The sequence below is a fragment of the Burkholderia sp. 22088 genome (genome assembly GCF_052045915.1).
In the GTDB taxonomy this organism is placed as follows: Bacteria; Pseudomonadota; Gammaproteobacteria; order Burkholderiales; family Burkholderiaceae; genus Burkholderia; species Burkholderia cepacia.
This window is the reverse complement of record NZ_JBQEPY010000013.1, coordinates 113,422-128,131: the sequence shown is the minus strand read 5'-3', so window position 1 is coordinate 128,131 and position 14,710 is coordinate 113,422. Positions and strand designations below refer to the sequence as shown.

Annotated in this window: 12 protein-coding genes; 9 read left to right on the top strand and 3 right to left on the bottom strand. The window is 53.8% G+C overall.

What is annotated here, in order from left to right; all coding sequences use genetic code 11:
- The first annotated feature begins 133 nt into the window (after nt 1-133).
- Nucleotides 134-3,061: a hypothetical protein gene (locus tag ACTJLD_RS24595; RefSeq protein ID WP_219705627.1), complete on the top strand. Its 2,928-nt coding sequence runs from the start codon at nt 134-136 to the stop codon at nt 3,059-3,061.
- A gap of 243 nt (nt 3,062-3,304) precedes the next feature.
- Here ACTJLD_RS24595 and ACTJLD_RS24590 read toward each other — a convergent pair whose 3' ends face one another.
- Together ACTJLD_RS24590 and ACTJLD_RS24585 are read right to left on the bottom strand one after the other, a co-directional pair.
- Entirely contained in the window at nt 3,305-3,640 is a 336-nt protein-coding gene (locus tag ACTJLD_RS24590) for a hypothetical protein (protein WP_219705629.1), read from the bottom strand.
- A 141-nt stretch (nt 3,641-3,781) separates the two neighbouring features.
- Entirely contained in the window at nt 3,782-4,132 is a 351-nt protein-coding gene (locus ACTJLD_RS24585; protein WP_219705631.1) for a hypothetical protein, read from the bottom strand.
- Nucleotides 4,133-4,604: 472 nt separating this feature from the next.
- On the opposite strand from ACTJLD_RS24585, the gene ACTJLD_RS24580 reads away from it, so the two are divergent.
- From ACTJLD_RS24580 to ACTJLD_RS24570, 3 genes are all read left to right on the top strand, one after another.
- Nucleotides 4,605-6,122, top strand: a complete 1,518-nt coding sequence (locus tag ACTJLD_RS24580) for an AAA family ATPase (RefSeq protein ID WP_219705633.1) — start codon at nt 4,605-4,607, stop codon at nt 6,120-6,122.
- 6 nt (nt 6,123-6,128) lie between these two features.
- A complete protein-coding gene (locus tag ACTJLD_RS24575) occupies nt 6,129-7,256 on the top strand; it encodes a hypothetical protein (RefSeq protein ID WP_219705635.1) in 1,128 nt (375 codons plus the stop codon).
- A 174-nt stretch (nt 7,257-7,430) separates the two neighbouring features.
- Nucleotides 7,431-8,030, top strand: a complete 600-nt coding sequence (locus tag ACTJLD_RS24570) for a recombinase family protein (protein ID WP_219705637.1) — start codon at nt 7,431-7,433, stop codon at nt 8,028-8,030.
- Here ACTJLD_RS24570 and ACTJLD_RS24565 read toward each other — a convergent pair.
- On the bottom strand, nt 8,025-8,267 hold the full coding sequence (locus tag ACTJLD_RS24565) for a helix-turn-helix domain-containing protein (protein WP_219705639.1): 243 nt from the start codon (nt 8,265-8,267) through the stop codon (nt 8,025-8,027). The genes ACTJLD_RS24570 and ACTJLD_RS24565 overlap by 6 nt on opposite strands.
- Nucleotides 8,268-8,406: 139 nt before the next feature.
- Here ACTJLD_RS24565 and ACTJLD_RS24560 point away from each other — a divergent pair, with 139 nt between their 5' ends.
- From ACTJLD_RS24560 to ACTJLD_RS24540, 5 genes are all read left to right on the top strand, one after another.
- A complete protein-coding gene (locus tag ACTJLD_RS24560) occupies nt 8,407-10,017 on the top strand; it encodes a lysozyme inhibitor LprI family protein (protein WP_219705641.1) in 1,611 nt (536 codons plus the stop codon).
- A 34-nt stretch (nt 10,018-10,051) separates the two neighbouring features.
- Nucleotides 10,052-10,366, top strand: coding sequence for a hypothetical protein (locus ACTJLD_RS24555; RefSeq protein ID WP_219705643.1), 315 nt, complete (start codon nt 10,052-10,054; stop codon nt 10,364-10,366).
- 190 nt (nt 10,367-10,556) lie between these two features.
- The gene (locus ACTJLD_RS24550) at nt 10,557-12,353 is read left to right on the top strand and encodes a GmrSD restriction endonuclease domain-containing protein (RefSeq protein ID WP_219705645.1); all 1,797 of its coding nucleotides are present in this window, start codon (nt 10,557-10,559) and stop codon (nt 12,351-12,353) included.
- A 71-nt stretch (nt 12,354-12,424) separates the two neighbouring features.
- Nucleotides 12,425-13,600, top strand: coding sequence for an FRG domain-containing protein (locus tag ACTJLD_RS24545; protein ID WP_219705647.1), 1,176 nt, complete (start codon nt 12,425-12,427; stop codon nt 13,598-13,600).
- A gap of 162 nt (nt 13,601-13,762) precedes the next feature.
- Nucleotides 13,763-14,554 carry a nucleoside 2-deoxyribosyltransferase gene (locus tag ACTJLD_RS24540; RefSeq protein ID WP_219705648.1) on the top strand — a complete coding sequence of 264 codons (792 nt, stop codon included), beginning with the start codon at nt 13,763-13,765 and terminating at the stop codon, nt 14,552-14,554.
- The last annotated feature ends 156 nt before the right edge of the window (nt 14,555-14,710 follow it).

The following is a 14,710-nucleotide window of genomic DNA, read 5'->3' as shown; positions in this document are numbered from 1 at the left end:
GGTCGATTGCGGGCAAAATTCAAACTAATGGTCGGTTCGCTGGCCGAAGCGCAGCCCACGCGATAACTCGCGGGTACGGTGCTGTCGGTCGCGTGCGGACTCAAAAGCTATGCGCTGTATGCGCAGTGACATCATGTTAAACCACGCTGGAACACAACAATTTGTAAGCAATCCTATTAGTATCCACGCCTTCGATCTCGGTGATTGGGGCGATGAAAATTGCTCAATCGACCTTTCTGTCATCGAAGCGACTGCCTTCGAAGCCAGATGCGTCAACGAAGCACATCGTTCGACAGAGTTGGATTCGCACATTCGTGCAGCCTCAACTAGCGACAGTGCCGCATCAGATTCTGGTGATCAAGCTTCCACAAGCGAGGTTGCACTCACCGTCTTGACTGCGAGCGCGCCCGTCACCAAGAAATTTCGTCTTTCCCCGGACGGTAAGCTGGAAAAGCAGACTGCGGCGCAAGTGTGGTCTGGAAATCTCAGCGTGCGTCGTCTTGGCAACCTTAGTGACTTCGCGGACCTACTGATCGGACTGACGCCCGATCAATGTGTCGTCTACGGTGTTGGTCCTCGCGACGAACTGCGTCTGACGACGAAGTCGTCGTGGTATGCGGCGGGCTGCCCGGAAGACTCGGTTCCTCGTACAGCCGAAGCGTTCGCGTGGCCGTCCGGTCGGGGAATCTTGATGTTGGACTATGACGCGCCGAAAGATGACTCGACGGCATTGACGGAAGACGAACTAATTGAGGCGGTACACGCCGTCTGTCCAATGCTGGCCGAATCCGATGTGCTTTGGTGGCCCAGTACCTCGTCGGAAATCTACAACGCCGAAACGGGCGAACAGTTGGTGGGCGTCAAAGGCCAGCGTCTCTACTTCATCCTGGACGATGCATCAGATATACCTCGTGCCGGAAAGTCGTTGCTGACACACCTATGGGCCGCTGGACACGGTCGCTTTGAGGTGTCTTCCGGTGGCTTTTTGCTGGAACGTGGCATGTTCGATGCCAGCGTATGGCAGACCAACCGCATCGATTTCGCCGGAGGCGCATCGTGCGACTCGCCGCTGGAACAACGTCGTGGGATTCCAGTCGTCCTTGAAAAGGCGCTTCGCACGGTTGATAGCCGTCGTGCGGTCCCTGAACCGTCGAGCGATATTGTGGCTGCCGCTGAACGCCACAAGGCCACTGCAAGGGCTGCGGTGACGGGTTTGGCGGATCGCCAGCGCGGCGAGTGGGTTCGAAGCCGAACCGAAAGCATTTCCGCGTCGCGGCCATCACTGACTTCTCGATCAGTTGCAACTATCGTCAATCTGGCCGTTGACCGTCGTCAGTTGATGGGTGACTGGCAAATCGTGGTTATCGATACCAACGGCGGTGAATCGTTTGTCACGGTGGATGCGATCCTCGACAACCCCGAGAAGTACGACAATCGTCTCACACTGGACCCGCTGGAACCGGAATACGACGGTCGCCGTGCCGTAGGCAAGATTTACTGTTCTGGGCAGCCCCGTATACACAGCTTCGCGCATGGGGGCGCGACGTTCAAGCTGTGCCGCAACTTGGTGCAGATCGAAAGAGTGGCTGGTCGGGAAGTGGAAGCGGTAGACAGTCTCTTACGAGTGATGAGGGAAAGCCCCGAAATTTTCGATTTCGGAACCGCTGTCGTGAAGGTTAACGACGGTAAGGCCGTCAGCTTGAATGAGGCAAGCCTCCGCTACTGGGCCGCTGGCGTTGTTCAGTTTTTTCACAAGAAAACAGGGGCGGACGGCCAGACCTATGAGGTATTGGAAGACCCACCGTTGTCTATCTGCAAAACGATAATGGCCCTTGGCAGCGAACGCGGTCTCAAACCTTTGCGCGCGATCATCACTTCGCCAACGCTTCGCGAAGACGGCGCTGTACTGGCGAAACCCGGATATGACCGGGATAGTGGGCTGTATCTGGACATCGATGAAGACGATGTATTCCCTGTGCCATTCGCACCGACCGAGACGCAAGCCCGCATGGCGCTCGATACCCTGTGGTTCCCGTTCAAGAACTTTCCGTTCGTGGACGACCTTGCGCGGACTGCCCATCTTGCTGCCCTGGTGACTGCGGCAGTCCGCGCATCATTGCCGACCGCACCTGCGTTTGGGTATGACGCACCGGTACAAGGTAGTGGGAAAACATTGTTGGCGCAGTGCGTAGCTGTTCTCGCGACCGGTAGTGAGCCAGTGGTTTATCCGCATATCGCCGGCAATGACGATGCTGAGATGCGGAAAAGACTGTTTTCGGCCTTGTTGGCAGGTCAGCGGGCAATCGTGTTGGACAATATCCTTGGAACCTTTGACAGTGCAGCCTTGGCAAGTTTGCTCACCAGCCAGATGTTTCAGGACCGCAAGTTGGGGAAGTCGGAAACCCCGAGTGTTCCGACGAATGCTATGGTTCTGTTGACTGGCAACAACATGATGCTGGCTGGTGATATGCCACGTCGCGTCGTGCCATGCCGGATTGATCCGCAGTCCGAGACACCGTTCGACCGGTCCTTCAGTGTGGAACCGCTTAGATACTGCTCGGTGAACCGACAGAAGATGGTTGCAGCGACCCTGACGTTGATTCGGTACTACCTGTCTGCGAAGGTGAGCCGTCCGGCCCTCGGAGAAATGGGGTCGTTTAGAAAGTGGGACGATTTTGTCCGGCAGACAATCGTCTTCATCAACCACACCATTGCACCCGGCCAGTTTGGCGATGTGATGGACCTGACGAAGAAGAATCAGGCGGAAGACCCGCAAAAAGAATCCCTGCGGAATCTCCTTCTGGCACTGCATGGTTGCTTCGGGGATCGCGTATTCACCGCGAACGAGGTGGCATCTACCTGTTTGCGGGCCACCACTTATTCGGAATCGAACGACAGCAGGTTGAATGAGGCTGTGATTGCTGTTTCGACAAGCCCGAAGATTTCAGCAACTAGCGTCGGAAAGGTGCTGTCAAATCGGAGGAATCGCCTCTGTGACGGCCTGCAACTGAAAGTGGTCAGTGACAACAAGAACGGACGCATGTGGCGCGTGGGCGGTTGAACTGACTAGTAGGAGGAGATAAAGGAGATAAAGGAGATAAAACCGGTTACTTGGAAACAGGTTTTGAAAATGTTCGTCTTTAATCAGCGGATTTTGTCTCCTTTATCTCCCCTATCTCCCTACCGGCATCCTAACGGCGGTGTCGTGCCGCAGGGCGGGGGCGCATTGAGCAACTATCCCACATGGGTATGCCGCAGACTACACAACCAAGCCCAAATGCGCGCCGTGCAAGTCGAAGTCAAGTCAACCTTGATCGTCCGCAGGCAAAGGACATTCAACCGCCATCAATCGCTTCCTCGCGACCGCAAGCTGTTCGGGCGTGAACAGATCACGCCACGGTTTCTGAAGGACAAGATATTCGACGCTCAGGCGAAGGTTTTCCCGTCCACGGAGAAAGAGTTCGGTGAATCCTTCCGATGGCTTGTTCGTTGCCAGCAGTCGGTTCGCCGTCTCCTTGCCGCCGTGTTCGCCCACCATGCGCAGAAAGTATGTCGCGTGGTATGGCGGCTTCAGTTTTCGTGCGGCGTCGTAGATGCCGCGCATTGCTTGGTCGAACTGTTCGAGTGTCTTGTCGGTCATGTTTTAGCTGATCGGGAGATCACGGGGGGGGCTGCATCGAGGCCGCCGGGCTGACTTCGAAATGCCGGACGCTAACATTCCGTCAGTATTTTTCGTCTGCCGGATCGCAACGACGTAGCGAATCGGACGGCTCAAGAGGGCTTACTCGCTGAATGTGTAACTGCAATCAAGGCATTTGTAGTTGGCAAGCACATGCGAATCCACCATCTCGCCGGCCTTTGAACCGACAACCGCACCCGTGGCAGCACCGCCTAGCGCACCCAAAATACCGCCTGCAATGCCGCCAAGCAGGGTTCCGACGACAGGCACGACCGATCCGATTGCGGCACCGGCCACCGCTCCTTCGCCTGCGCCCAGCCAGCCTCCCACTGCTCCTGCGCCCGCCCCAACCGCAGTGCCTGCTTTTTTTCCGTAATTGCGCTTGTCTATCTGCAGGCTGTTACATTTTGGGCAAGTGATAGCCATTTTTTTGGATTCTCCGTGCTTGTCCATTCGGACGTAGTAAAACTGCGGCGCTCTGCGATAGGGCGGTGTCAGTAGCTGCTACGTTTGATTATCGGCAGTATAAGGATTTTCTTTACCTGTAGCAGGATGGACAATATTTCCTGGTGTGCTGGTGAATCAGATCGAGATTCAGCTTGACCAGCATACGTGTGATATGCGATGAGTATCTGTCGGATGGGGCGATGGGTACCTAGTCAGCGTATGTAGACGGTTGTCATGCTGGCGGACCGGAACGAATCTCATTACAGCGATTTATCTCAGGACAGATGCAAGTATCTGTCCGTCTGACTATGATGTGGCTCATGTATCTTTGGAGTGAAGAGTCCTGGGATGCCTCGTCGGGACTGTAATGGTCGAGTTTGTTGTTTCCATAAATGGCTCGCGGATTGATCGGTTATGGTGGTTAAACTTCGAGTGATGGTTTTGTTATATAGCTTTAAATGGATTTAGGGGAAGGCTTGTGGAGAGTATTCGAGTAAGGAATCTGAGAAGTCTCGGTGATACGGATGCGCTTAAATTTGGGCGGATCAATGTTCTGGTTGGGCAAAATAGTTCGGGGAAAAGCACATTTATCCGAGTTTTCCCTCTTGTGAAGCAAAGTGTGCAAGTTAAGACAACGTCGGGGATTTTGTGGTTTGGGCCTTTTGTTGATTTTGGTACATTTGAGGAGGCTCTTAGTCAGGATGCGTCGGGTGAGGCAATTAGCATCGAATTTGCATTTCGTGCGCCTTTTAGAAGAATAAGGTTCAGACCTCATAGCGGTATGAAGTTTTCTAGACGCATCTTGATGCCGATGCATTTTCGGGTCTCAATTTCTCCTGATCCTGAGGTAAGTGGAAAGCATTTGTCTGGGTATGATTTCAGACTTTATGATCAAAAAATTTCATTAACTATAAATCAAGATTTAAAAATAAAATCCTTTGTCGTTAATGGTCAGGATTTCACGGCGGCTGCAGCTGGGGAGTATGCGCTATTTAGGCAATTTAATTTACTTCCAGCGGTGACGCTGAAGAGTGACTTGGAGTTGGAGAGAAGTTATTTTGACTCAAAGATATGTGCGGCGATGAGGGATTATGTTCATGGTAAAAAGGATTCTTCGGCGATATATTCGTCCTTGCGTGATCTCAGTGTAGGCTCGCCATCGGCCATCTTGGATCAATTGAAAGGGCTGTCGCTCGGAACATACTGGGCAGATCGCGTGGGTCAGTGGACTAAAGAGTCGCCGCAACTAAAGTCAATTGTGACTCTTTTGTATGCCAAGGAATTTTATAAGCTTATGGAGGCGGCCGGGGATTATATTTCGATCATTGCGGAGCGCATTCACTATGTGACGCCATTACGCGCAACGGCTGAGCGTTATTATCGGACTCAAGGGTTGGCGGTGGATGAGATTGATCCGCAAGGGCGGAATGTTGCAATGTTTTTGGCAAATCTTACCGACGAAGAGGCGAATGAATTTGCTCATTGGACTGCGAAGCATATGGGTTTTGAAGTTAGGGCAATGGCGCGTCAGGGGCATATTTCTGTCGTTATTAGCGATCCTGGAAGCAATAAAATCACTAATCTGGCCGACACTGGTTTTGGTTTTTCACAAGTTTTGCCGATTCTTGCCCAACTTTGGCAGGCGTCACGAACAAAGACTAGCGCGAACGCTCCTCATTATTTCGCGATAGAGCAACCGGAGCTCCATTTGCATCCGCGCATGCAGGCCAAGTTGGCTGATTTGCTTATCAGCGTCACAAAGGATGAGGAGGATTTGCCATCTAATCTTCGAATTGTCTTGGAGACGCATAGCGAGACGCTAATAAACAGATTTGGTCGCGCGATTGATAAAGGAGATTATAATCAAGAGGATGTGAAGATTTATTTGTTTGATAAGGTTGGCGTGTCTGGGAAAACATTGGTGCGTGAATCGAGATACGATTCCGAAGGTTATCTTGAAAATTGGCCGTATGGCTTTTTCGATCCTGCGGAGTGAGATGCCATGTTATTCTATCTCACTGAGTCTCTTGAGGCTGTTGTTCAGAAAAACCCGGGGGCGCTTCAAGATTTTGTGGAGGATTTGTTTTCGGCTCGGCGTCGAGGGCGTCACATCATTTACGCATCAGAGAAAACTCTCGACACTCTGTGGTCTATCCCAGGGCTGTCGGATCGAGCGAAGCAGACCATATCGTCGGTAAAGTCTCGTCAACGTGGAAAGCGGGCGTTGTTCAAATCAGTGCCTGGCTACATCGAGGTGGTTTCTGATGGAGACTGGCGGAAACAAGTAGTTGGTAGCCAAATTGTGGTGCGAGTTCCACTTTCGATGCTGAATAAAGATACTTTGTTCAATGATCCGGTTTTGTTGGTGGAAAATGAGAGTGATGGTCAGTTTTTTAAATTGATTGGTGAATATCTTGAGTCGAGACGATGTGTTTCAGGTGGACTTAAATTAGCCTTTGATGTTCAGGCAGCTGGCGGTAGTGAGACGCCCAAGAAGTACAAAAAGCTAAAAGACGAAAAGAGGCGATTTGTTCTGTGTGTTGTGGATAGCGATAAGGATCATCCAGGAGCAGCACTCGGAGCGAACGTTGCGGCTCCAATTTTTGAGCACGAGAGAGATTCGATATCTCCATTTTCAGATGTAAAGATTTTGGAGTGTTACTCCATCGAGAATATTGTCCCACCTTCGCTTATTCATGAGGCACAAGCGAAAAAAGGGGTCAATGTAGAAGGGGTTCGATGGTTCAAAGACGCTTCAACTCTGGCTTCAATTCCGGCGGGGGCTTATGCACCGCTCAAAGGGCCACTCAAATGCAGTATCCTAAAAGTTGCGGACTCGAAGGGTGGTTATTGGATCGAAAATATTAACTCGCTTGAAAAAAAGGATGAAGTTTGTAAGCACTGGGGTGAGTGGCATAGGTGTAAGAATACGTGCAATCTCTACGAGCCGATAGGAAAAAAGACGCTTGTAGAGGTTCTTTCGCTATTCGACGAGGATGAGGCGAAGCGCCGAGCGCAGTATGAACATAGTCTCACATCTATACCTTCTCGAATTATGAGCGAATGGAAAGAGGTCGGTGCATATATCGTTAGATGGGGGTGTGCGGGGGGGAGATTATCTCTCGCATAGAACGGGGCAGGCTCCGCGCGACGCTCGGTCGTCGCGCTACCAATCGTCAAGTAATGGTGTCCGAAATCGACCGGTTCCGGACCTCCCAATTCCAGTATGTCCGAAAAATAGCTTGTATACGTATCGGACAGGACGTACTATTCGGACTCCCATTTCGTACATGTCGAGGTGTGAATGACAAGAATCTTCGCGTACTGCCGGGTATCAACTGCCGACCAGACGACGGACAATCAAGTACAAGAAATCGAAGCAGCCGGTTTTGCAGTAGCGAAGCAGCGGGTCATTAGCGAAACGACCAGCGGGTCCGTGCCGGCGTTCGAGCGAAAGGCATTCTCCAAGCTGGTGGATCGACTGGAAGACGGTGACGTACTGATCGTCACGAAACTCGACAGGCTTGGCAGAAACGCTATGGATGTACGGGCTACCGTAGAACGACTGGCATCTATTGGCGTCCGCGTTCACTGTCTCGCCCTGGGCGGTGTAGACCTGACGAGTGCAGCCGGGAAGATGACGATGGGCGTGATTAGCGCAGTGGCAGAATTTGAACGCGATCTTCTCATCGAACGTACTCAGTCTGGTCTCCGTCGGGCAAAGGCGGAAGGCAAGGCGTTCGGGCGTCCATCTGCGCTGACTGAGGCGCAGCGCGTGACCGTCGTGGCTCAACTGAAAGCCGGTGTCGCCGTTGCGCAGATTGCGCGAGAGATGCAGACCAGTCGGCAGACCATTATGCGAGTACGGGAAGCAGTCGGTACCCAAGCAACGGTTGTCTCATAAACCTGCATCGGCAATCAACTCAGCCAACGTTATGCCGAGGGCGTTCGCCAGTCTTTTAAGCGTCAACGTGGCTGCATTGTTCGTGCCGCGTTCAACCCGACCAACATAGCTGCGATCAACGTCGGCGAGTAAGGCCAGTTGCTCTTGCGAGAGTTCTTTCGTTTCGCGTCGGCGGCGAATCGCATCGCCGAGTGCGATCAATGACGGGTCCTTGTGTTGACGGGTGCTAATTGGCATCCCGTCATCGTGTGGGGTAACATCGCCCAATTCGACGGACCATGGTCCTCTGTGCCGGCGATCTGCTCTACCTCGTGGTGGAGCGGGCTTACCGGGACGCGCCTATTCAGAAGAAACACAACCTTCGGGGAGTCTCCATATGCAAAACACCCAGAATCAACGAATCTGGAATCCCGCGACTGCTGCCAGTCTCAGCGTTCTGCTGACCCCGGCGTTCGGTAGCTATCTTCACGCGTCGAACTGGCGCACTCTCGGCCAACCGGAACGCGCTGCCGCGTCGAAGGTATGGTTTTACGTCAGCCTGCTGATCCTGGCTGCGATGGGTTTTGTTGCCATTGGCCTGGTCGGCAAGGCTGGCCCCGACAAAGACGCCGTTCGCGGTGCCGTCAATATCGGCGGACTGGTCTACTTCGTCGTCTGGTATGCCCTGTCCGGGCGCAAGCAAGTCAGCTATGTGAGGGAACAGTTCGGCAAGACCTATGCGAAGAAATCGCTGGTGAAACCCTTACTGGTCGCATTCGCATGCGTCATTGCCTATGCCGCCGCCGTCTTCGGTCTGCTGGTCGCGACGCACGGCGGTGCCGACACCAGCGGTGGGGCTACCGATCAGTCGTCGAGCGGATCGTCCTTCAGTCTTGCCAGCCTATTCGGCAGCGGCAACAAGTTGGACTGTGCAGCGCCGAACGTGAAGCAATACGTCATAGACGCGTATGGCACCGATCCGCTCATGAAGACCGGCATTCCCGATCTGGTCTGGGCCTTGCGCGATAACCGGATCAAGTTTCACGTTGATGCAATCCGGGAAACGGCGCGAAATGACGAGTCCAAGAACATCGATTGCGCGGCCAGCTTCGTGATCGATTTCCCCAAAGAAGACTTGGAACGTGCGCAGCAGCAGGACACCTTTGGCCCGGTGATGCTGGTTGGCAACCATACGCCGGTGTCGGATGCGACGTTCACTGCGGCGATCACGTATCAGGTTGCCACGCCTTCGGATGCCGCCGAACAGAAAAACGGCCCGATTGTCACGTTGACCACGGAAGAGGATCGTCGAGTCGATAAGCTGCTGAAGACCGATGCGATGTACTACGAGGTGCTATCCCTGTCCGGGGCCGATATTACAGCGAGTTCGAACAACGCGGCATCGTGGGACAAGACATTCAAGGACAACGCGATCCAGTCGTGCAGCAAGACGTTCGACCTTGACCGATGCACGTGCCGGATCAGCGAACTCGAAAAGGTTGTTCCCGAGAAGGACATGTGGCGATTCGGCTTCGCGCAGCAGGCAGGCGGCATGTTTGCGAATCGTTACGTCAACCTCAACAAGCTGGTGCAGTCCCTCGGCCAGCAGTGCCCGATGACGCAAAGCGTTGCATCGATTCTTGGCGATCAGGCCGTGGCGTCGAATGTTCCGGCAACGGCAACGCCCGCGCTGGATGGTGCACAGGCCCCGGTCAACAATACGGCACAACTGGAAACGGCACAGCCCGCACAAGCCTCAGTCGTCGCATCGTTCGACTGCACCAAGGCTGCTTCGAAGATCGAGAAGCTGATCTGTTCCAGCGCGGAAACCGCGACGGCAGATAAGCAACTTGCCGACGTCTACCGCACGGCAATAGCGAAATCGAGCGATCCGGCAGCACTGAAGCAACAGCAAAGGGACTGGTTGAAGGAACGCAACGCCTGTGACGATGCGGCCTGCTTGGTGCGCGTGACGGACGCACGAATCCAAGCCCTGTCCGCGCTGTGATGATTTTCGACAACGACTACACGAGGGGAATGCAATGAAGCGATTGATTATTGGTCTGTTGCTGGCTGCTGGAATGACAGCAGCGGACGCACATGTCATCGGCACCATCAAGGATGGTGGCGAACGCATTACGCTGACGGACAAACGTTCGTGTAACGGCTGCGAATTTGAAGCCAGCACGACCGAGAAGGGCGTGAATGCAAGCTGGAACTACACTGACATCGACGGCATCATTGAAGTTGACGAATCGGACGGGGCCAGCCCCGCGACGACGCGGAAGTACACCATCGGCAAGGATGTGCGCCTGACTGCGTTCGGGAAAAAGTTCATGGGACCGGCCAACGACTAGTCTCACGACGCGGCCATCGCGGGACGACGGCACGCCGAATGGCGAATTGCTGCATTCGCGGCGGGACTGGGGTAGCGTGACCGGTCGGCTGCACCGCTTTTTCACCCCGCTGGCGGTGCACTGTTTTCGGCGACTTTCGGGATATGATCGTTGGAAACAGTGCTAACAAGACCAAAATCGGGGTCGGTCCATGCAAACTCAGAAATACGCCGTCAATCAGTATCTCATCGAGAGTGTTCTCGCCAAGGTTCGTGAGAATGAAATCGCGATCCCGGAAATACAGCGCCCATTCGTCTGGGATAGTAGTCAGGTTCGCGATTTGCTGGATTCGCTCTATCAGGGGTACCCCGTCGGATACTTGATCGCGTGGCGGAATCCTGACGTTCAGTTGAAGGACGGCACTACCGCATCGGGAAAGATGATACTGATTGACGGCCAGCAGCGGGTTACGGCGCTGACGGCAGCGATCATTGGGCAACAGGTCATCAATAAGGATTACCGCAAGGTAAGGATTTCGATTGCGTTTAATCCGCTCGAAGAGCGTTTTGAGGTTACGAACCCCGCGATCACCAAAGACGCCGTATGGATTTCGGACATCTCGCCGTTGGTCAGTGGGCAGGTGGGGTTGATTAAAGCGCATCGGCAATACATGGATGCGAACCCGAGTGCCGATCCAGACGTGGTGGAAGAGAACTTGGCAAAGTTGACGGCGATTGCGAAGAAGCAGATCGGTCTCGTCGAACTTGCGCACGACCTCGACATCGAAACCGTCACCGAGATTTTCATCCGCATCAACTCAAAGGGCACGGTGCTGTCGCAAGCGGATTTCGTCATGTCAAAGATCGCGGCTGATCAGAAATACGGTGGTCAGCAGTTGCGGAAGTGCATCGATTACTTCTGCCACATGGCGATTGCGCCTGAGTTCTACTCCCAGATCAAGGAAGCTGACACGGAATTCGTGGAGACCCCGTACTTCCAGAAGATGGCGTGGTTACGGAATGAGAATGGCAATCTCTACGATCCATCCTACAACGATCTGTTACGTGTGGCTTTCACCAAAGAGTTCGGCCGTGGCAAGCTGCCTGACCTTGTGAGTCTATTGTCGGGACGCAATTTCGAGACCAAAGACTATGAGGAAACCATTGCGGAGGCTTCATTTGCGAAGCTGACGGGCGGGGTGCTGGACTTCATCAACGAATCGAATTTCAACCGGTTCGTGATGGTTATCAAGTCGGCGGGCTTCATCGACGGCAGCATGATCCGCACGCGTGGGGCGCTGAATTTCGCGTATATCGTGTATCTGCGACTTCGGGCTAGTGGGGTTCAGGACGGTAAGATCGAGTCCCTGGTACGTCGTTGGTTCGTTATGTCGATCCTGACGGGGAGGTATTCCGGGTCGTCAGAGACTCAGTTCGACAAGGACATCCGCCAGATTGCAACCGGTGACTTTGCAGAAATTCTTGGGAAGATCGAGCAAGCAGAACTCTCTCCCGCATTCTGGGACTTCGGACTGACTCAGCAGTTGGAAACATCGGGGACTACCAGCCCCTATTTCTGGGTCTTCGTTGCTGCGCAAGTTCGCGCCAATGACAAGGGGTTGCTGTCGCGCGACATCACGGTCAGGGAGTTGGTTAGCCATCTGGGCGATATCCACCACATCTTCCCGCGTGATCTTCTGAAGAAGGCTGGGTTGTCACGGAGTCAGTACAACCAGATCGCTAACTATGCCTACACGCAAGAAGAGACCAACATCAAGATCGGCAACAAGGCACCATCGACGTACTTTGACCACGTATTGAATCAGTGCAACGGCGGACAGGTGAAATACGGTGCGATCACTGATATTGCAACGTTGCATGCGAACCTGGCCGCGAACTGCGTGCCTGATTCTGTTTTCCAGATGGGTGAAGACTGCTTTGACGAGTTCCTGAAGGCGCGGCGGCAGCTCATGGCCTCGAAGATTCGGCGCTACTACGAGGGACTTTAACTCGACCCGTAGTCGATACGTCGATTGCGAGCGGTCACGCAATCATCGGACACTGTTGGAGTGCAACGCGTATGGAAAAGCAGCTATTTGGATCGATTGAGACGCGTCAGGGGAAGGCATTCGCAATGATGTGCTGCGATGAAGATCGCCCAGACGAAATCATGCTCCACTGGTGGGGTGTTCCGGAGACGCATGCGGTTGCCGTACTCGGCAGGCGAGTAGCACAAAGGGGAAATGTTTCTGAGTTTCAGGCAGCGAAACTTTTCACCCTCAACCAACACGGTAACGTATTTGAACCGCCTGTTGGTGAGCGTGCGCAGCGATTGATGTTGTCCACGCGAGCCATGCTCAAGGCGACTCGCAGTGGAATGAGCGGAACCTGGTTGGATGCAGATGGACCTGGTGGAAAAATCTCGTTAAAGCCATTGCCGTCACGCGGAGGTTTAGCGGACGTTCATCAGTGTGCGTCATGGAATGAATTTAAGCAGTGGGCCGGTCGCGTCCGCACTGAGGGAGCGGTGGCGTTCCGGGGGCATGGTTCGCATGCATTCAGATTGGAGACGAGTCTCTATCGTGCGGGTCGAACCCAGCTTGGGCGATATTGCGCGGAAACGCTGCCTCTCTTTCATTCACATGTCGAAGCGGTAACGAACCGTAGACTGAACCCCGGAGATTCTGCTGACTATTCGACACTGCTTGGATTGGCACAGCATCACGGGCTTCCCACTCCGTTGCTTGACTGGACTGATTCGCCATACATCGCGGCGTTCTTTGCATTTTCGGATGCGTTGGAGAACAGGTCTTCCCGACCGAACGCTACGCGCGTGCGGGTCTACGGACTAACGCGGTCATTTGTCGAACGGTTCAGTCCACCGATAGTGACAGTTCCCTTCTTGGAACCATATGTCTGCTTCTTGCAGGTCTCCCCGCGCGACAATCCACGGCTATATGCGCAGCAGGGACGCTTTCTAGCTTCCAACGTTGGCAACATCGAACAGTTTATCTGCAATATTGAGCGCCACTACGAAGCTCGATACCTGATGGCAGCAGAGGTTCCCGTATCGTTTGCAAGTGAGGCACTCGAAGACTTGGCTTTCATGGGTCTCACCGCAGCTAGCTTATTCCCCGGTCTCGACGGCGTATGTCGGATGATGCGCCATGCCATGGTGTTCCGGCGCGAAGCGTTGCCGACACCGGCGAGACCCAGTGAAGGCAAAGAGATGGCGGACGCAGAAAAGTCCGAGTAGGGGGGATGCCAGTGTTCAATGTGCTGATCGATGCGGGTGTGTGGCTTGATGGGCGCTTGGTGAGAATGGGATCAGTTGGAAACATAGGTCGAACGGGGATTTTGCGCGTGGCGCCTTATCAGTAAAATCATGCGAAATTCAGGCAAACAACCGAGGGCAGCCATGTCGATTTGCTTTGTGATTCAGCCGTTCACTGACATCTACAACAAGCGATTCGACGACCTGTACAAACCCGCCATCGAGGCTGCGGGGATGACAGCCTATCGGGTCGATCAGGATTCGTCCGCGACGGTGCTGGTCGAGGCAATTGAGAAAAACATCAAGCGTGCGGCAGTGTGTCTTGCGGACATCACGGAAGACAATCCGAACGTTTGGTACGAACTCGGGTTCGCGTACGCAGCCGGACGCCCCGTTGTGATGGCCTGCTCGGACGATCGGCAGAAGGCTGGGAAGCGGTTCCCGTTTGATATCCAGCATCGAGCCATCGTCACCTACAAAACAGAATCCTCACGCGACTTTCAGGTGTTCAAGAACAATTTGACTGAGCGTCTGAAAGCCATGCTGGAGCAAGGGGAGGTTTTGGAAGAGATGGCGGAACAGTCGAATGTGGCTAGCATCGATGGGCTGTCATCTCAGGAGCTAACGGTGCTCGGAGTGATTGCCAGTAGCGTCTTTCGCGACGATGGTGCGACGCCGTTGTGGGAGGTAAAAAACGACTGCGAACGTGCGGGGTTGAACAACCTTGGGTTCAATCTTGGTCTCAGACGGTTGAAAGGCAAAGAATTCGTAGAGATAAAAGAGATGAGCGATGGCAGCAGCTACGACACCTACGATGGCGTTTGCGTGACCGAAAATGGCTGGCAGTGGATTGAGGTGAATGAGGGTAAATTTGCCTTCCACTCGACAGGGAAGAAGGCTGAAGACACAAACCTCGACGATAGCATTCCGTTTTGACCAGTTCCCCTTCTTCTCTGACAAAGGAGAACTGGTGACACCGTGCTACGCTTGCACCGCGCTGATTGACACCGACTGCCGTAAATGCCCGCACCGGGAACTGGCAACGTTCAACGGTGACTTGCTGCTGAGCACTCATGCGGCATTGATAGGGTG